At 73.9% G+C, this 19,296-nt stretch carries 6 protein-coding genes and 1 pseudogene; 6 read left to right on the top strand and 1 reads right to left on the bottom strand.

Translation table 11 applies throughout. From position 1 onward, the window contains the following. The 4 genes from C1I93_RS16555 to C1I93_RS16540 form a co-directional block, all read left to right on the top strand. Positions 1 to 1,704 (top strand): FAD-dependent oxidoreductase (locus C1I93_RS16555; RefSeq protein WP_258378297.1); only part of this gene is annotated, 1,704 nt, incomplete at its 5' end. A gap of 16 nt (positions 1,705 to 1,720) precedes the next feature. Continuing rightward, positions 1,721 to 2,992 carry an ABC transporter substrate-binding protein gene (locus C1I93_RS16550; RefSeq protein ID WP_111244193.1) on the top strand — a complete coding sequence of 424 codons (1,272 nt, stop codon included), beginning with the start codon at positions 1,721 to 1,723 and terminating at the stop codon, positions 2,990 to 2,992. 10 nt (positions 2,993 to 3,002) lie between these two features. After that, on the top strand, positions 3,003 to 3,968 hold the full coding sequence (locus C1I93_RS16545; protein ID WP_111244192.1) for a carbohydrate ABC transporter permease: 966 nt from the start codon (positions 3,003 to 3,005) through the stop codon (positions 3,966 to 3,968). Beyond that, positions 3,958 to 4,800 carry a carbohydrate ABC transporter permease gene (locus C1I93_RS16540; protein WP_111244191.1) on the top strand — a complete coding sequence of 281 codons (843 nt, stop codon included), beginning with the start codon at positions 3,958 to 3,960 and terminating at the stop codon, positions 4,798 to 4,800. The genes C1I93_RS16545 and C1I93_RS16540 overlap by 11 nt, the downstream gene beginning before the upstream one ends. 176 nt (positions 4,801 to 4,976) lie before the next feature. Here C1I93_RS16540 and C1I93_RS16535 read toward each other — a convergent pair whose 3' ends face one another. Beyond that, positions 4,977 to 16,835 (bottom strand): non-ribosomal peptide synthetase, encoded by an 11,859-nt coding sequence (locus tag C1I93_RS16535; protein WP_220039584.1) that lies wholly within the window; start codon positions 16,833 to 16,835, stop codon positions 4,977 to 4,979. A gap of 174 nt (positions 16,836 to 17,009) precedes the next feature. Here C1I93_RS16535 and C1I93_RS16530 point away from each other — a divergent pair, with 174 nt between their 5' ends. Continuing rightward, positions 17,010 to 18,251, top strand: a complete 1,242-nt coding sequence (locus C1I93_RS16530) for a ricin-type beta-trefoil lectin domain protein (RefSeq protein ID WP_111244194.1) — start codon at positions 17,010 to 17,012, stop codon at positions 18,249 to 18,251. 142 nt (positions 18,252 to 18,393) lie between these two features. Beyond that, positions 18,394 to 19,296: pseudogene (locus tag C1I93_RS31635) on the top strand (hypothetical protein); the annotation flags it as partial.

Raw genomic sequence — 19,296 nt, 5'->3', positions numbered from 1 at the left:
CCACCACCCCCGGTCGCCGTGCCCGAACGCCGGCGGCCACCCGACAAACCCCTGCGGAAAGGACGGACCGTGCTGGAGATGCGGGCCGAAGTGCTTGTCGTCGGCGGCGGACTGGGCGGCGTGGCCGCCGCCCTGGCCGCGCTACGGGCCGGGCGTACGGTGCTGTTGACCGAAGAGTACGACTGGCTCGGCGGGCAGCTCACCAGCCAGGCCGTGCCGCCGGACGAACACTCCTGGGTGGAGCGGTTCGGGATCACCGCCAGCTACCGGGCACTGCGCGACGGCATCCGGGAACACTACCGGCGCTGGTATCCGCTCACCGACCGGGCCCGCCGCGCCACCGCGCTCAACCCCGGTGCCGGGCACGTCAGCCGGCTCTGCCACGAGCCGCAGGTGGCAGTGGCGGTGCTGGAGGGCATGCTCGCCCCGTACCGGGGCTCCGGCCGGCTGCGGGTGCTCCAGCCGTACCGGCCGGTGGCCGCGGACACCGACGGGGACCAGGTCACCGGCGTCATCGCGGCACACCGCCACACCGGCGACCGGCTGCACCTGACCGCGCCGTACGTGCTGGACGCCACCGAGACCGGTGAGCTGCTGCCGCTGACCGGCACCGAGTACGTCACCGGCTTCGAGTCCCGGGCCGACACCGGTGAGCCGAGCGCCCCGGAGCAGGCACAACCGACGAACATGCAGGCCGTGTCGGTCTGCTTCGCGGTCGACCACGTCGACGGCGACCACACCATCGACAAGCCGGCGGCGTACGACTTCTGGCGGGCCTACCGGCCACCGTTCTGGGGCGACCGGATGCTGTCGTTCCGGTCGCCCAACCCCCGTACGTTGGAGATCTCCGAACGCAGCTTCACCCCGAACCCGGACGACGACCCGTGGCTGGTCCAGGCCGACCAACGGGTCAACCCCGGCGACGGCAACCTGTGGACGTTCCGCCGGATCGCTGCCCGCCGCAACTTCGCCCCCGGCGCGTACGACAGCGACATCTGCCTGGTCAACTGGCCGATGCTCGACTACTTCGAGCAGCCGGTCATCGACGTACCCGATCCGGACGCGCGGATCGCGGCGGCCCGGGAACTCTCCCTGTCGGTGCTCTACTGGCTCCAGACCGAGGCGCCCCGCGCCGACGGTGGCACCGGGTTTCCCAGCCTGCGGCTACGCGGTGACGTCACCGGCAACGGCACCGCCGGGACCGGGGGAGACGTCACGCACAGCGGCCTGGCCCAGGCCCCCTACATCCGCGAGTCGCGCCGTATCCGCGCCGAGTACACGGTCGTCGAGCAGGACCTCTCGTTGGAGATCCGGGGCGACAAGGGCGCAGTCGGCTACGCCGACTCGGTGGGTGTCGGCATGTACCGCATCGACCTGCACCCCTCCACCGGCGGCGACAACTACATCGACGTGGCCTCCTGCCCGTTCGAGATCCCGCTCGGCGCGCTGATCCCCCGGCGGGTGGAGAACCTGCTGCCCGCCGGCAAGAACATCGGCACCACCCACATCACCAACGGCTCCTACCGTCTGCACCCCGTGGAGTGGAACATCGGCGAGGTCGCCGGCCTGCTCGCGGACTTCTGCCTGGCCCGGCGGGTCACCCCCCGCGCGGTGCGCTACACCCCCGGCCTGCTGGCCGACTTCCAGAACCGCCTCGCCGACGAAGGCGTCGAGCTGCGTTGGCCCGACATCGCCGGCTACTGAGGAAGGACATATATCGATGAAGATCCGGTTGACGGCCGCCGTCGCGCTCACCGCGCTGCTCGGCCTGACCGCCTGCGGCGGTGACTCCGCCGAGTCCGACGGCCCGGCCACCCTGCGGATGACCATCTGGTCGGCGAACGAGGCCCACCTGAAGCTGTTCAACGAGATCGCCGCCGAGTACACCGCGAACAAGCCCGAGGTCGCGGCCATCGACTTCGACCCGATTCCGCTGGAGAACTACACCACCACCCTCACCACCCAGATCGCCGGTGGCAACCCGCCCGACCTGGCCTGGGTGATGGAGAACGCCGCGCCCGACTTCGTCAACTCGGGTGCGTTGGTCCCGCTCGACGACACCCTCAAGGCCACCGAGGGATACACCTTCGACGAACTGGCCCCGGCCGCCACCCGGCTCTGGCAGGCCGACGGCAAGCTGTACGCCTACCCCTTCTCCACCTCGCCGTTCGGGGTGTTCGTCAACACCGACCTGCTGACCGAGGCAGGTGCGAAGGCCCCCGCGGAGCTGATCTCCGCCGGGCAGTGGACGTGGCCGAACGCGCTGGCCGCCGCGACGGCGGTGCAGGCCGAGACCGGCAAGGCCGGCCTGGTGGTACGCGACTTCGACTACAAGAGCTGGGACTACCTCTCGACGGTGTGGACCGGCTGGGGCGCGCGAGCGTGGAGCGAGGACGGGAAGACCTGCGGCTTCAACTCGCCGGAGATGGTCGACGCGATGACCGCCCTGCACAAGGCGATCTTCGTCGACAAGGCGTTGCCCGGACCAGGCACCACCGCCGACTTCTTCGCCGGTGAGGCCGGCATGACCATCGCCCAGATCTCCCGCGCTTCCCTGCTGGCCGACCAGAAGTTCGACTGGGATCTGGTGCCGCTGCCGGCCGGCCCGAAGGGCGAGTACGCGGTGATCGGCCAGGGCGGCATGGGGGTGCTGAAGAAGGGCAAGAACGCCGAGCTGGCCGCCGATTTCCTGGCGTACCTGACCAACCCCGCCAACTCGGCGAAGCTGGCGCAGTTCTTCCCGCCGCCGCGCACCTCGCTGCTCACCGCCGAGACCCTCGCCAAGACCAACCCGCTGCTCAGCCCCGAGCAGTTGCAGCAGGTCGTGATCGACGGGATCGCCGACGGCGTGGTGAAACCCAGCCACACCGGCCAGGCCGAGCTGAACCAGGCGGTCCGGGCCGCGCTGGACCCGCTGTGGCAGCCGAACGCCGACGTCCGGAGCGTACTCGACGGCGTCTGCTCCACGATCAACCCGCTGCTGGCGAAGTAGGCGACCGTCCATGTCGGTCCTGACCAGGGACACTGCGGGGCGGGCCGGCGACCGGCCCGCCCCCGGCGGGGCGGCCCCGCCGGGGCGGCGCGGCTGGTGGACCACCCGCCGCCGGGACCAGCTCGCCGGCCTGCTCTTCATCGCCCCGCAGCTCGTCGGCTCGGTGCTGTTCGTGCTGATCCCGCTCGGGCTGGTGGTCTGGTACAGCCTGCACGAGTGGAACGTGCTCGCCGACACCTTCGAGTTCGTCGGCGCGGACAACTACCGGGCCATGGCCGGCGACCCGAACCTGCCCTCGGTGCTGTGGGTCACCGCGCTCTTCTCGGTCGGGCTGGTGGCGTTCAACCTCAGCCTCGCCCTGCTGCTGGCGGTGCTGCTCAACCAGCGGCTCCGCGGCACTGTGCTGTTCCGGACGCTGTTCTTCTCCCCGGTGGTGGTCTCCCTCGTCGCCTGGACCATCGTCTGGGGCTTCCTGCTCCAGGACAACGGCGGCGTGAACGGGCTGCTCGGCACCCTCGGCCTGGACGGGCCGAACTGGCTGCGCGGCGACACGACAGCGCTGCTGTCGGTGATCGTCGTGCAGGTGGTGAAGAACGTCGGACTGAACATGGTGCTGTTCCTGGCCGCCCTCCAAGGCGTGCCGGCGGAACTCTACGAGGCGGCGCGGGTCGAGGGGGCGAACGCCTGGACCCGGTTCCGACGGATCACCGTACCGCTGATCAGCCCCACCATCCTGCTCACCTCGATCATCACCGTGGTCGGCTCGTTGCAGGTGTTCGCCCAGATCGCGGTGCTCACCCAGGGCGGTCCGGGCACCTCGACCACGGTGCTCGTCTACTACCTGTACCAGCGGGCGTTCCAGTTCCACCAGTTCGGTTACGGCGCGACCCTGTCCGTGCTGCTCTTCCTGATCGTGCTGGCGCTCACCGTCGTGCAGTGGCGGATGCGCAGGAGGTGGGTCTTCCATGAACAGTAGGCTCTCGGCGCGGGCGAAGGTCGGGCTCTACGGCGTGCTCTGCCTGCTGGCCGTGCCGTTCGTCTTCCCCACCTGGTGGATGGTCACCTCGTCGGTGAAGCCGGTACGCGACATCTTCGCCTTCCCGCCGTCGCTGATCCCGACCGAGGCGAGCCTCTCCGCGTACCGGCGCGTCTTCGAGCTGCAACCCTTCGCGCAGCAGTACGTCAACAGCGCATACATCGCGGCCGTGGTCACCGTCGGCACCCTGGCGGTCTCCGCGCTCGCCGGCTACGCCTTCGCCCGGATCCGGTTCCGGGGACAGCAGGTGCTCTTCGTGGTGGTGCTGGTCGGCCTGCTCATCCCGAGCGAGGTGACGATCGTGCCGCTGTTCCGGATGTTCCACTCATGGGGCATGGTGGACACCCACTGGCCGCTGATCCTGGTGCCGATCCTCGGCGCGCCGAGCGTGCTCGCCACCTTCATCATGCGGCAGTTCTTCATCGCACTGCCCGGCGAGTTGGAAGAGGCGGCCCGGGTCGACGGCCTGGGCCGGTTCGCCACCTTCTGGCGGATCGCGTTGCCGCTGGCCCGACCGGCACTCGGCGCGGTGGCCATCTTCACCTTCCTGCACAGCTGGAATCTCTACCTGGAACCGATCGTCTTCCTCTCCTCGCCGGAGAAGTTCACCCTGCCGCAGGCGTTGACCCAGTTCGTCGACGCGTACGGCGGGCCGATGTGGGACGTGCAGCTCTCGGCCGCGTCGATGACCGCCATCCCGGTGCTGGTGATCTTCGTGATCGCGCAACGACAGTTCATCGAGGGGCTGGCCCACACCGGCCTGAAGGGCTGAGGAACCTGCCGGTGGCGGTCACCCGCGCGGGTGACCGCCACCGGCACCTGTTCACAGGTTCGCGCAGTACCCGACGCTGAAGGCGCTGGCATCGTCACCACGCGGCCCTCAGGGGGCGTACGAGCCGGACTCGAAGTCCTTTGCGAGAACGGTCCGCGGCATGGGCGCCTGGTTGATCAGCCGCTGATCGCCGGCTTGGCCGCCGATGTCGCGCCCGGGCGGGGCAGCATTGTGGGAAGGTCTTTTTCGATCGGGTGGTGCAGCAGGTGCAGGGGTGCGGCGGCGACCCCGGCTCCGGAGAGTGCCCGTGCGTACGCCGCGACGGTCGGATCGTCCACCAGGCCGTGCACCAGCGGCAGGTCCGCAGTGCCCGCCCAGAGCAGCGACTCCAGCCGGCAGGAGGCGATCGTCCCGGGCAGCCCGAGCACGCTGCCGCTCACCGGCACCGGCGGCAGATCCGCCGGAATACCGCGCTCGGTCTGGCCGACGTGCAGCAGCCCACCGCCGACCACCAGGATGTCGCGGTCTCGACGCATCCGGGTCAGGGCCCGTGCGGTGTCCAACGCGGGTGGGAACGAGTCGTCCACCACGATGGTGCCGGGTGCCAGCCGGTCGACGTCGATCGGTTCGGTGGCCGCGCTCGTCGCCGCGATGATCACCTGCGCGGTGTAGCCGGCCGCCGCCATGCCCGGCGTCGACGGGCACACCTCGACGGCGCCGGTGAAGCCGTCCGCCCGCAGCCGCGCGGCGTGCGCGGCCAGCCGGGGCGCGGCGGCGGGGATGTCGCAGAGCACCAGCCGCGCGGGCGGGACTTCGGCGCGGGCCAGCAACAGCCGCAACGCGGAGAATCCGATCGACCCGAGACCCACCACGGCGAGGCCGCACCCGGCGAGCTGCCGCCCGGTGGCGGCCAGCGCGGCCTCCACCGCGCGCACCACGGAGACGACGGTGACCGCGTGGCCGGTGGTCACCGCGACCCCGCTGCGGGTACGCCGCAGCACGCCGAGGCCGTAGCCGGTGCGGGCGGGGATCATGCCGGCCAGCGACACGCAGCGGGCACCGAGGCTGGCGGCCAGGTCGACCGCCGCGCCCGCCTCGTCGGCGAGGGCGTCCCCGGCGGCGGTCAGCTCGTCGGCGAACCGGGGCAGACAGACGAAGCCGGAGACACCCAGCGGCGTGCTCAGCTCCTCCAGCAGGCGTGGGCGGTCGCCGGGAAAGAGCAGCTCACGTAGCTGTTCCCGGGGCAGGCTGCCGGCGGGCAGCCCGGCGATCGCGGTGAGCTGGGCCGGTGGCGGCAGGTAGCCGACGATGGCCGCGGCCAGCCTGGTCCGCCGCCCACCACTCACCGCCGGTTCGTCCCCGCCCGCCGCACCCGTGGCGCTGGTCTCCGCCGCGGTGACGTCGTGGATGCCGCTGGCGGCAGGGTCGATCTCAGCGACGGCAGCATCTGTGCCGCCGGCAGCTGCGGCGGTGAGGTCGGTGCGGATCCAGTCGGCGATCCGGTCCAGCTCGGCCGGGGTCACGGCGGCGGGGGAGCCGCGCAGGGTCACCCGGAGTCCGTCCGGCTCGGGGCGCGCGGTCAGGAACAGGTCGGTGCCGAGGGGCGGTGGCGCGAGTTCACTCTCGGCGTCCCAGTCGAGGCTGAGCCGGTCGGCATCGGCCCCGGCGGCGAGCGGGGCGGTGAGGGCGGCGAAGTCGAGGAAGCTGAAGAAGAACTGGGCGGCCAGGGGGGTGCCGCCCGGCCCGGTGGGCACGGCCGCCGCGATCGAGGGCGGGTCGTCGTACCGGCGGGCGGCGGCGACTTCGGCCGCGACGTGGGCGAGTGCGCCGGCGACGTCTGCCGTCCCGGCCACGCGCAGCGGCAGCATCGTCGCGCAGGGGGCGAAGATCCGGTGCAGGTCCGGCAGCGGATGGTCCCGGCCGGTCAGTGCCAGACCGATGACCAGGTCATCCTGCCCGGTGAGCCGGGCCACCGCCCGGTGGTACGCGGCCAACACCGGGGCGTACAGGGTGGTGGCCGTGTCGGCGGCCAGCCGGCGCAGCCCGGCGACCACCGCACCGTCCAGGGTGAACCCGGACACCGGCTCGGCCGGGCCAGCCGCGTCCGGTAGGGCGGAACGGGTGCGCAGCAGGGGCGGCCGGTACGGGGCGGCGAAACGCTCGGCCCACCAGGTGTGCGCGGCCGGCTCGGGCGGGCCGGCGGCGCGGCGGGCCAGCAGCGCGGCGTACTCCCGGAAGTGGGTCCGCAGCGGAGGGAGGTCACCGGGCAGCCCCGCGACCAGCCGGTGGTAGACCGCCAGGAGTTCCTGGCCGAGCAGGGCGGCGCTGTACCCGTCGCCGATCAGGTGGTGGGCGTGCACCAGCAGGATGTGATCGTCGGGGGCGAACGCCAGCAGCCGCAGCCGCAGCAGCGGCCACGCCCACGGTTCGAAGGAGCGGCGGCGTTCCTCCGCCACCAGGGCGGCGACCTCGGCCGGACCGGTGACCGGCTGGTAGCCGACCGGCAGCCGCAGCGACGCGGGCAGCTCCTGCTGGACCGGCGGACGCGCGCCGGCCGGGAAGACGGTACGCAGCATCGGATGCCTGGCGACCAGCAGGTCCACGGCGCGCTGGAACACCTCGCGGCGCAGCCGGCCGCGCAGCCGCAGCCGGGCCAGCCAGGCGGTGCCGGCACCTGCGGCGACGGCGTCGGCGAGCAGGAAACCGCGTTGGGTGGGCGTCACCGGGAACGGCCCATCCGGGTCCACAGCCGGGTCCTCGACCCGGTCCCGCCCAGGGGCGACCGTGCGGTCCGGGCCGGGGGCGGGGCTCGGGTCGGCGGCGTCGAGCGCGGCGGCGAGTGCCCGCAGGGTGCGGTGCTGGTAGATGACTGTGGGGCTCGGCGTGTTCGGGAACTGCTCCTGGAGGCGGGCGAAGACCTCCAGCACCAGGATGGAGTCGCCGCCGAGGGCGAAGAAGTCGTCGTCGGCGGCGATCGACGGCAGGTCGAGCAGCTCGCTCCAGATCCGGGCCAGCCTCGTCTCGGTACCGCCAGCCGCGCCGCCAGCCGCGCCGGGCGCGGCCGTGACGGGCGCGGTGGCGGCTGCGGCGGGACTGCTCGGGACCGTCGGGTCGACGGTGCCGCCGTCCGGTCCGAAACCGGCGTGTGCGCGCAGCCGGTCCCGGTCGACCTTGCCGGTGGCGGTCAGCGGCAGTTGGTCGAGCAGATGGATACGGGCCGGGACCAGTTGCTCGGGCAGCCGGTCGGCGAGGTGGCCGCGGAGCTGCGCCACGGTGGGCCGGCTGCCCGGTGCGGGTGCCACGAAGGCATGCAGCCGGGGATGTGGCGCCGACTGGTGCAGCACCGCCGTGGCGGCCACTTCCGGATGGGTACGCAGCACCGCCTCGATCTCGCCCGGTTCCAACCGGTAACCGTGGATCTTCACCTGGTCGTCGAGGCGACCGAGGAACTCCAGGGTGCCGTCCGCAGCGAGGCGGCCCCGGTCGCCGCTGCGGTAGTACCGCTCGCCGTCGTGGTGGGTGAAGGCGGCGGCGGTCAGCTCCGGTTCACCGAGGTAGCCGGTGGTGAGGCCGACTCCGCCGATCAGCAGTTCACCGGCCACGCCGGGCGGGCAGGGACGCCCTTCGGGGTCGACGACCCGGACCCGGGCCCCGCCGACCGGGCGACCGATCGGCAGCCGGCGTACGGTGTCGTCGGGGCGGCTGTCGAGCAGATGCCAGGTGGCGTTGATCGTCGCCTCGGTGGGGCCGTACAGGTTGGTGATCCGGGACGTGTCACCGAAGAGGTCGAACCAGCGTCGTACCGGCACCGGCGACAGCTCTTCCCCGCCGACGTGCACCCAGCGCAGGGCGGCCAGGTCCGGCCGTACGCCGTCGCGGGCCGTGCTTTCCTCGGCGGCGCGCAGGATCCGCTCCCACAGGGTGGGCACCGAACTCCACACCGTCAGTCGGTCCCGTTCGAGCCGGGACAGCAGCGCCTGCGGGTCGCGCAGCACCGAGCGGGCAAAGGTGACCACGGTGGCCCCGACCAGCAGCGGCGCCAGGATCTGCCGGACCGAGGCGTCGAAGCAGATCGACGAGGTCTGGGCCAGCCGGTCGCCGGGCCGGTAGCCGAAGGTGTCGATCGCCCAGTCCAGGTAGTTCACCATCGACCGGTGGCTGATCGGCACCCCCTTCGGCCGGCCCGTCGACCCGGACGTGAAGATCACGTACGCGGTGTCGTCCGGTGCGGCCGGCGGCACCTCGGGCACCCCACCGGGGGCGTCCGGGTCGAGCCGGATCGGGCGGACCGGCCCGGCGAGCCGGGCCACGGTGGCGGCGCAGTCGTCGTCGTGCACCACCACCTCGACACCGGCGCGACGCAGTTGGTCGTCGAGGCGGGCCGGGGGATGGGCCGCGTCCAGCGGCACCCAGGCGGCGCCGGCCCGCAGGATCCCGACCACCGCGACGACCGACCCGGCACCGGGCGCGGTGAGCATCCCGACGTGCTGACCGGGGCGTACCCCGTGGACGGCGAGCGCCGCAGCCACCCGGTCGGCGGCCCGGTCCAGGTCCCGGTAGCTGACCGTGCGGTCGCCGTCGTGGACGGCCGCCGCGTCGGGCGTACGCCGGCACACCGCCCGGATCCGCGCGCTGACGTCCGCCGTATCGGCGGCCGGTGGCCGCGTGGCGGTGTGAGCGGAACCGTCCACCGGTGGCCGCCCGGCGGCGCGGTCGCCCGGTTCGGCGAGTTCGCGCAGCTCCTGGTGGTGGTCGGCGGCGAGCCGGGCCACCGTCGCCGGCCGGAACAACCGGGCCGGGAAGTTCCAGGACAGCCGCAGGGTGGTCGCCGACTCCCACCAGAGCAGGCTGAGTCCGGTGGCGGCGGAGCCGGAACCGGCAGCCGTCGGGACCACCGCCACCGGGCAGTCCGGGTCGGTGGTGACCGGGAACCGGGCGAAGCTGAACCCGGCCGGGCTGGCGGTGCGCGGACCGTCGCCGTTCGATGGCAGCAATCGGGCCAGGTCCAGGCTGGACACCGAGCCGTGTCGTTGCGCGGTAGTCCAGGACTGCCGGAGCCGGTCGGCCAGTCGTGCGGCAGGCTCGGCCGGATCCACCTCCACCAGCAGCGGCAGGGTGTCGGCGAACGGCCCGATGGTCCGTTCGATGCCGGGCAGCCGGGCGTCGCGGCCGGCCCGCGCCACGCTCACCGGCACCCGCCGTTGCCCGCTCCACCGGGCCAGGCAGCGGAGGTAGCCGGCGAGGAGCAGGTGGAACAGGGAGACCCCGGCCGCCGCCGCCCGCTCCCGCAACCCGGCGACCAGGGCGTCGTCCAGCTCGCCCAGGTGGATCAGGTGCGGTGGCGCGGGCAGGTCCGCCGGGTCACCGTCGTACGGCAACCGCAGCGTCCAGCCCGGATCGTCGAGCGTCCGACGCCAGAACGCGAGATCCGCTTCGCGGGGCGGCCCGACGCCACGGGCGTGGTCGGCGAATCCGGCGGCGGCGGGCGGAAGTGCCGGGGTGCGGCCCCGCACCAGCGCGGTGTAGTCGGCCCAGAGTTGCTCGCTGAGCAGGTTGAGGCTGAAGCCGTCGGCGGCGGCGTGGTGCAGCACCAGGATCAGGTGGGAGCGGTCGGTGCGTTCCTGGGCGAGTACCGCCCGCAGCGGCGGTTGGCGGGTCAGGTCCACCGGGCTGTTGCAGAGCCGCTCCTCCAGTTCGCCGAGCGACCCGGTGAGCGGCTGCACCTCGTACGAGATCGTGGCGGTGGCCGGAGGCAGGATGACCTGGCACGGCGCGCCCGCGCTCACGCCTGGAACGAACCGGACCCGCAGCATCGGATGGTGGGCGACGAGTCCGGCCAGGGCCCGGCCGAGCAGGTCCGCCTCGATCGGGCCGGTGACGGTCTGCCGGACGAAGGCGTAGCTGGCCACGCTCGGGTGCAGCCGTTCGTTGACGTACCAGGCCCGCTGTACCGGGGTGAGCGGGAACGGCTCCCCGTCGGCGACGGCAGGTGATGTCGCCCGCGCCGCCGGTGCCGGCGGCGTGCGGGTGTCGGCAGGAGGTGCCCCGGCGTCGGGTTCGGCCAGGTGGGCGGCGAGCGTGGCGACGGTGGTGTGTTCGAAGAAGAGGGTGACCGGCAGTTGCCGGCCGAGTTCGTCCTCCAGCCGTTTGACCAGATCCACGGCGGCCAGCGAGTCCAACCCGAGGGCGAGGAACGAGACGTCGTCGGCGATCTCCTCGCCGGTGCGGTGCAGCGCTTCGGCGAGCAGCCGACGCAACAGCCGCGCCAGCTCCGGCGCACCAACCCCCGCTGCGGAGGCCGGCACCACGGCCGCAACGGCGGCGGAGGCCGGCACAACGGCCGGCACCACAGCGGTAGGCGCGGCGGTGCCGGAGGCGGCGGTCGGGATCGCGGTGCTCGGGGCGGTGGTCGCGGAGTTCGCCGTCAGGTCCGCGACCACCAGGTGGGCGGCGTCGACGGTGCGCGCGACCTGGAGTGCCCGCAGCGCGGCCCGGACGGGCAGGCCGCCGGGGCCACCCCGCACCACGCCGCTGCGGGCCGCCATGCCGGTGTCGGTGATCGCAGCGAAGCCGATCGCCTGGACCCGACGGCCGGCGGCCCGCTGCGCGGCGGCGAAGGCGTCGAGGAAGGCGTTGCCTGCCGCGTAGTCACCGAGGGCCCCGGCCAGACCGGGCAGCACCGCGCTGACCGAGGAGAAGCCGACGAGCGCCGCCCGGTCGTGGCCGTGCCGGCGCAGCGCCTGCGTCAGCAGGTGGCTGCCGCGTACCTTGGGCGCCAGCACGGCCAGGATGTCCGGGACGGACTTCGCCGCCAGGGTGCCGACCCGCACCGTCCCGGCGGCGTGCCAGACGGTGTCCAGCCGGGACAGCCCGGCGAGCAGCGCGTCCACGTCGGCCGGCAGGGTCACGTCGCACCTGCGGTATGTCGCGGTGGCGCCCGCCGCGGCCAACTCCGCCAGCAGGCCGTCGGGGGCCTGCTCCGCGCGTCCCGCCAGCACCAGCGTGGGCCGGCCCTGGCGGGCGAGAGTACGCGCCAACTCGGCACCGAGCCCGCCACCACCCCCGACGATCACGTGTACGCCATCGGGCCGCGTGGTCTCCGCCGCGTCGGCTGCTCCGGTGGGGTCGAGGGCCCCGACCAGGTGCCGCCCAAGTCGACGTCCCGCCCGCCAGGCCAGACCGGTCGCGGCCGGGGCCTCGGTGCGACTGCCGGCGTCGTCGGCCGGCACCCCGGACAGCTCCCGGCACACGGACTCCACCCGCGTCGCCACTCCGTCCACACTGGACAGATCCACCACCCGCACCCGCAGCGCGGGACGCTCGTCGGCGAGCGCGCCGCAGAGCCCGGTCAGCACCGCCTGCACCGGCCGGGCCCGTTCCCGCACCGCCGTGCCCCGGCCTTCCCCGGTGCCCTGCCCGTCGCCAGTGCCCTGCCCGTCGCCGGTGAGCTGGCCGTCCCCGGTGAGCTGGCCATTGCCGGCGAGCTGGACGTCCTCGGTGAGGACCAGCAGCCGGCCGAGCCGCCCGTCCGGTTCGTCGAGCAGGGCACGCAGCGCCCGTACCTGCTCGGCCACGGCGTCATCGAGGGCGGTGACGTCCGGCGGGTCGGTCGCGGGCCCGGCGAGCAGCACTGTCACCTCGGGTGGCGCGCCGTCGTCGACCGGCCCCGGCATGCCCCGTACCGTGACGCCGCGTGCGGTGAGTGCGGCGGTGAGCGCGGTGGCGAGGTCGCCACCGAGGCCGGGACCATCCAGCCGCACCCGCGCCGGCAGGTCACCGGCGGCCAGCGGCGCTGCCCGCCAGCGCACCCGGTGCAGCGGCACGGCTGCCCGAGGTGACAGCGACGGTGCGTACGACCGCCGCTGGAACGGGTACGTCGGCACCGGCACCCGCCGTCGTCCGGCGTACAGGGCGGCCCGGTCGAGCGGCCCACCGAGGGCCCAGAGCCGACCCACCGCCGCCAGCAGGGCCGTCGTGCCGACACCCGGCTCCGGCCCCCACACCGTCAGCACCCGCACCGGGTCGACGCCCTCCGGCCGGTCGTCGTCGAACCGGCCCATGCCCAGGTCGACCACTGTGTCGTACCCGTCGGCACGCAGCCGCCGCCACGTTTCAGGTGACCACGGTTCGGCCGGCGGTGGGGGCGTGCCGGCGCGCCGGACCGCCTCGGCCGGCGCGAGTTCACCCCGGACGGCAGCCGCCGCCAGGGCCCCCACGCCGTACCCGAGCGTGGCGTCCGGCTGTATCCCCCAGGCGGCGAGCTGACCGGCCAGGGCGACACCCACCGCGACCGCCATCGGCCCCGCGACCTGCGGCTCTGGTGCCGTACCCGCCAGGCACCAGGCCAGCAGCGGACGTCCCGCCACCGGTTCGGCAGCCGCCTCGGTCAGCAGATTCCGGAAGACCGGCAACCGGTCGTGCAGGTCACGCACGGCCGCCGCCGGCAGGGCCGCGCCGCCATCCGGGAAGACGAACACGGTCCGGGGCCGCCGGCCGACCGGCGTCGCGTCGACGGTGTCGGCGGCGGCGTCCAGCCGGTCGGCCAGACCCCCGTCGGCGATCACTGCCAGCCGGTACGGGCCGTCGTCACGGGCCGTGCCGACGCTGGCGCAGACGTCGGCCCGGTCGAGTTCCGGATGGGTACGCAGGTGCGCGGCGAGGTCCCGGGCCGCCTGGCGCAGCGCGGACGACGAGTGCGCGCTGAGCGTGGCCAGGTGGTGACCGGGCTGGTCGGTGCCGGTGGCGACTGCCTCGACCTGCGGTGCCTCCCGCAGCACCGCGTGCGCGTTGGTGCCGCCGAAGCCGAATCCGTTGATCCCGGCCAGCAGCGGGCCGGACGCGCTCCACGGCCGTCCCTCGCTGACCACCGCGAAACCGGCCCGGGTGAGGTCGAAGCGGCCGGACGGCCGGACCTGGTGCAGACTGGGCGGCAGGTGCCGGTGCCGCAGCGCCAGCACCACCTTGACCAGCGCGGGCAACCCGGCCGAGTTGAGCAGGTGACCGAGGTTGGTCTTCACCGAGCCCAGCGCGCGGGGCACCCCGTCGGGCGGGGGCGGGTACGCCGTGGCCAGCGACCGCACCTCCACCGGATCGCCCAGCGCGGTGCCGGTGCCGTGCGCCTCCACGTACGACACCTGCGCCGGGTCGATCCCCGCCTCCCGGTACGCCCGCGCGATCACCTCCCACTGCCGGTGCGGGTTCGGCGCGAGCAGACTCAACGAGCGGCCGTCGTTGCCGACCGCCGTCCCGGCGACCAGGGCGAGGATCGGGTCACCTGCGGAGTGCGCGTCCTCGGTCCGGCGCAGCACCAGCGCGGCCCCGCCCTCGCCGGGCACGAAACCGTCGGCGGCGGCGTCGAAGGCGTGGCACCGGCCGGTGGGGGAGAGGGCCTCGGCGGCGTCGAGCATCCGGTAGCCGGTCTCGGTGAGATTGAGGTTCACCCCGCCGACCACCGCGACGTCGCACTCCCCGTCGGCCAGGCTGCGGGCGGCCAGGTGCAGCGCGACGAGCGCCGACGAGCAGGCCGTGTCGACCGCCAACGCCGGCCCGGTCAGGTCCAGCGCCTGCGCCAACCGGGCCGGGATCAGGTTCCGCAGATTCCCCACCAACAGCGCCGCCCCGTCGGACTCGCCTGCTCCGGCGAGCAACTCGGGATAGGCGCTCTCGCCGACGGCGGCGAAGACGCCGACGCGGTGGCCGTGCCGGCGCGGTCCGGCGTACCCGGCGCGTTCCAGGGCCTCGAACCCGATCTCCAGGAAGAGCCGGGCGTGCGGGTCGGTGAGTCGGGCCTCCTGCTCGGTGAGGCCGAAGAACCCGGCGTCGAAGCGCATCGGGTCGTCGAGAAAGGACCCCCATCGGGTGGCGCCCTCCGCCGGGGTCCAGCGGTGGGCGGGCACCGGACCGACCGCGTCGACGCCGTCGACCAACCGCTGCCAGAACTCCTCAGGGGTGTCCGCGCCCGGGAACCGGCAGGCCATTCCGATCACCGCGACGGCCGTCGACCCGCCGTCCGGACGCACTCCGCCGTCGCGCCGCCCGCCGGCCGGGAGACGCGGCCCGTCGTGCAGCCGGTCGGCCAACGCCGCGACGGTGGGGCAGTCCCGCAGCTCGGCCGGGTGCAACGGGGTGCCCAGGGCATCCTCCAACCCGGCGAGCACCTCCATCGCCTTCAGCGACGACCCGCCGATGGCCAGGAACCGGTCGTGCGAGCCGATCGTGGCCGGTGAACGGTCCAACACCCGGGCCCAGACCGCGCGCACCAGCCCTTCGAGTTCGTCCCGGGACCGTCCCGCGCCGGCCGGGGAACCGGCGACCGGAGCGGCAGCCGCCGGGAGGCCGCCGGCCGGTGCCGGGTCGGGCGGGAGGCTGCCGGCCGGGGCGCACCAGCGCCGCTCCCGGTCGGTGAAGTCGCCGGCCAGATACCGCTCCCGCATCCGGCGTCGGCGCAGCTTGCCGCTGGTGGTGCGGGCGAAGCTGCCCGGCGGCAGCGGCACCACCCGGACGTCGTCGTGGCCGCAGGTCTCGGCCACCCGGGCCCGGACCGCGGCCAGGATCCCGTCCGCGTCGGCAGGTGGGCGGGCCCACGGCACGAACACCACGATCCGTTCCCCACCGGCGACCGGATCGGTCGCGCCGACCACGACGGCCAGATCCCGCGGCAGGCCGGGGGTGGTGACCGCCACCGCCTCCAGGTCACTGGCGTGGAAGGTCCGGCCGTTGACGAAGACCACGTCCTTGGCCCGGCCGGTGACCACGAGCCGCCCGTCGCGCAGAAAACCCAGATCGCCGGTACGCAGCCAGCCGGCCACGAAAGTTTCCCCGCTGGCCTGCGGCGCCCGGTGGTAGCCCCGGGCCACGTTCGGGCCACGTACCTCGATCTGGCCGACGCTCCACTCGGGCAGGGGCCGGCCGTGGTCGTCGACGACGCGTACCGCGCAGCCGGGCACCGGGTGGCCCAGGTCCATCAGCTCGACCGCGTGCGGACCGGCGTCCGTGGTCACGGCCCGGCCCCGGCTCAACTCGGCCCGGTCCAGCACCAGCGGGACGGCCACCTCACCGGGTGGCGGGAAGGTCACCGCGAGGGTCGCCTCGGCGAGCCCGTACACCGGTCGCAGCGCCGCCGGGGCGAGGCGGGCCGCGCGGGTGTGCGCCAGGAAGGACCGCCACACCGCCGCCGAGATCGGTTCGGCTCCCACCGCCACGCACCGCACCGCGCTCAGGTCGAGCCCGGCGAGCGTCCCGGCCGGCACCCGGCGTACCGCCAGGGCCAGCGCGAAGTTCGCCGCCGACAGCAGGGTGGCCCGGTGCCGGTGGGCGGTGGTGAACCAGAGCGCCGGACGTTTGGCGAACACCAGCGGGCTGATGCGTACCTGCTTGAGACCGACCGCCAGCGGCGTCAGATGGGTGCCGATCAGGCCCATGTCGTGGAAGTACGGCATCCAGGTGACGAGTACGTCGTCCGGCCGCAGCCCGCCGGCCACCCGGGCCTGCTCCAGATTGGCCAGCACGTTGTCATGGGTCAGCTCCACTCCCCGGGGCGCACCGGTGCTGCCGGAGGAGAACTGGAGGAACGCGACGTCGTCGCCGGCCGGTGTGGGCAGGTCGTCCGGTGGCGTACCGGCGCGCAGCGCGGCCAGCCGCAGCACCGGCGCGGGCAGCCCGTCCGCCACCGGCGCGGTGGCCTCGTCGGTCACCACCACCGCGTCGGTGAGCAGGTCGCACACCGCCCGGACCCGGTGCGGCTCGGGCGGCAACGGCACCGGCACCAGCCCGGCGCCGAGCGCACCCCAGAACATCGGCTGGAAGTCGTCACCGGCGTCGGCGAGCAGCAGCGCGGGCGTGCCCGGCGCCACCCCGGCGGCGCGGAAGCCACCGGCCACCCGCAACGACTCGTCCCGCAGCTGCGCGATGGTGACCGTACGCTCGCCGCCGTCCTCCGCGACGTGCACGATGACCTGGTCGGGTGACCGGTCGGCGGCGCCGAGGAGCACATCGAGCAGACCTCGGCGGGTCACCGGCCCGGTCGTAATCGGCACGGCAGGATGCTAGCCGCCGACGGCGTCCGTCAGATTCGTCGGGTCTGGCCGGGTCGTCTGGTCGACGAGATCAGCCTCGTGCAGTTGCCGGTGAACCAGCGGCCGGGTCACGCCGTCATGAGGTCGTACCCGCCGCGGACCGCACGTGTCCGCCCACTCGGCAATGGAGGTCCGATGACACTGAGCTCTGACTCGTCCGTGACCCGTTGGTCCCGGACGAGTACGAGGGTCACTCTCGTCACCGTCCTGGTGCTCGCGCTCGGCCTGGTCGTGATCATGTCCAGCAGCTCCGACGCGGTTGCCGGGGAACGGGTGAAGTTCGTCAACGCCACCGGCGAGACACTGTGGGTGGGTGCGGGGGAGAGCGGCGACGGCTCACGTCGGATCACCGGCCTGCCTGTGCTGCGTCCCGGCGAGTCGAAGACCCTGGTCATCCCGGACGACGGCCAGCCGGGCCACTGGCGGGGCCGGTTCTTCGCCCGGCAGCGCTGTAGCGGTGAGCCCGGCAGCACCTTCAAGTGTGTGGTGGGGGACTGCGGTCCCTTCCCGGACCGCTGCGAGCGGGGCGCGGAGCCGGTGAGCCTGGCCGAGTTCAACTTCGACCAGAACAACTCGGCAGCCCCCTGGTACAACGTCAGCTACGTCGACGCCCTGTCGGTGACGATCACGATCGAGGCGCCGGGCGGACCGCCCAACCCGGTCGCGGGAAGCTGCGTCAGGTGGGACTGCTCCGGCGGGCAACTTCTCGCCGCCTGCCCCGAGGCACATGCGGTCCGCGATCCGGGCCGGGGCGACCGGGTGAACTGCGTCAACCCCAACCGCGACGCCGAGAGCGCCTACACCGCCGCGCTGCGTCCCTTCGGCCCCCGGGCGTACCTCTGGTCCACCCACGACCGGGTCCAGGGCAACGAGACCGTCTTCGCCTGCCCGGGCTGCGCGGACTTCGTGGTGACCTTCCGCAACGGCGGAGCCTCCGCGCAGCCGCCCGCCCAGCGGCCCGTCGCCGACGAGCCCGAGTCACGGGGCGACGGCGCCTTCGCCCTGCGCGGGTACGTCGACAAGTGCGTCGACGTGCCGGGCGGCATCTCCGCCGACGGTGCGCAGTTGCAGCTCTGGCGGTGCAACGGCACCCCGGCGCAGCGGTTCTCGCGCGGTCCCAACGGCTCGCTCGTGGCCCTCGACAAGTGCATGGACGTCGCGTGGGCGGCGCGCGACAACGGCACCAAGGTGCAGCTCGCCAACTGCAACGGCGGCCCCGCGCAGGTCTGGGTGGTCGAGCGGGAGATGGTCCGCAACCCGCACTCGGGCAAGTGTCTCGACGTACGGGACTGGAATCGCGGTGACGGCGCCCCGTTGCAGATCTGGGAGTGTGCTCCCGGACAGGCCAACCAGACCTGGCGTCCGGTGGGTCGCTGAGCGGGCACCGCGGACCGGCTGCGGCACCGAGACAGGATGAGACGGAAGGACAGGCATGGAGTCAGGTTGTCCGGGGTGGACGCCGACGTCGGGTACGGCGACGTGGCGGCCGTGGTCGTGGCACACGCGCGGTCGACGCACGGTGACACCCTGGTGGGCTCTGCCGTTGCTGGTGGTCCTGTTCGTGTCGCTCACACCGGTGACGCCGGCTGCGGCCAGGTTCGCGGCACCCGACGAGACGGGTAAGTACTACGTCGTCGGGCCGCCGGTCGACGGTCAGCGGGAATACCTGTACAGCATCGCCGTGCGTACGCTCGGCAACGGCAACCGGTTCCGCGAGATCGTTGAGCTGAATCGTGGTCGGCAGCAACCCGACGGTGCGACCTTCACCGACGGCGTCGAACTCGCACCCGGCTGGGTCCTCGTGCTCCCCCGCGACGCAGACGGTCCGGGCGTACGCACCGGCCCACTCCCGGCGATCGGGCCGCCGACCCCTCGGCCGTCCACGCCGCCACCGTCGCCGTCCCTGTCGCCGCCCCCGGCCCCGTCACCGAGCGCGGCACCACCCTCGCCGAGTGCCACGGCGGCCTCGCCGACCGGGGCCGCCTCGCCGCCGGGGGCCAGCTCGGCGCCGGCGGACGAAACGGTGGCGCCGGCCGCCGCTGCTCCCCGGTCCGAGCCGGGTCTCTTCGGCCCCGGCCTGGTCCGCGTCGGTGCGGCAGTGCTCGCGGTGCTGTTCGCCGTCGTCGCGCTGTTGATATTGCCCCGGCGGATGTACCGGATGCGCTCGGTGACCCTCGACGACGGGCCGTGGCCGCCGGACCGCCACCACACGCCGACCCCCGCCGAAGTCGACACCCGCGCGACAGCCACCCCGCCGGCACCGGCCGAGGCGACCCCACCGGCCGAGTCGCCCGGGGCCATGTCGCTGCCCGAGCGGGCCGAACCGGGGACATCGACGGCACCGAGGCCGGAGACGGAGCAGGGGGCGGTGGAAGAAGGGTTGCCGGAGCGGCGGCTGGCGGAGCTGCGCACGGCGGAGCAC

The organism is Micromonospora endophytica (assembly GCF_003236305.1).
Taxonomy (GTDB): domain Bacteria; phylum Actinomycetota; class Actinomycetes; order Mycobacteriales; family Micromonosporaceae; genus Micromonospora; species Micromonospora endophytica.
Note: the sequence above shows the minus strand (reverse complement) of the source record. Positions and strands in the feature narration are given on the sequence as shown.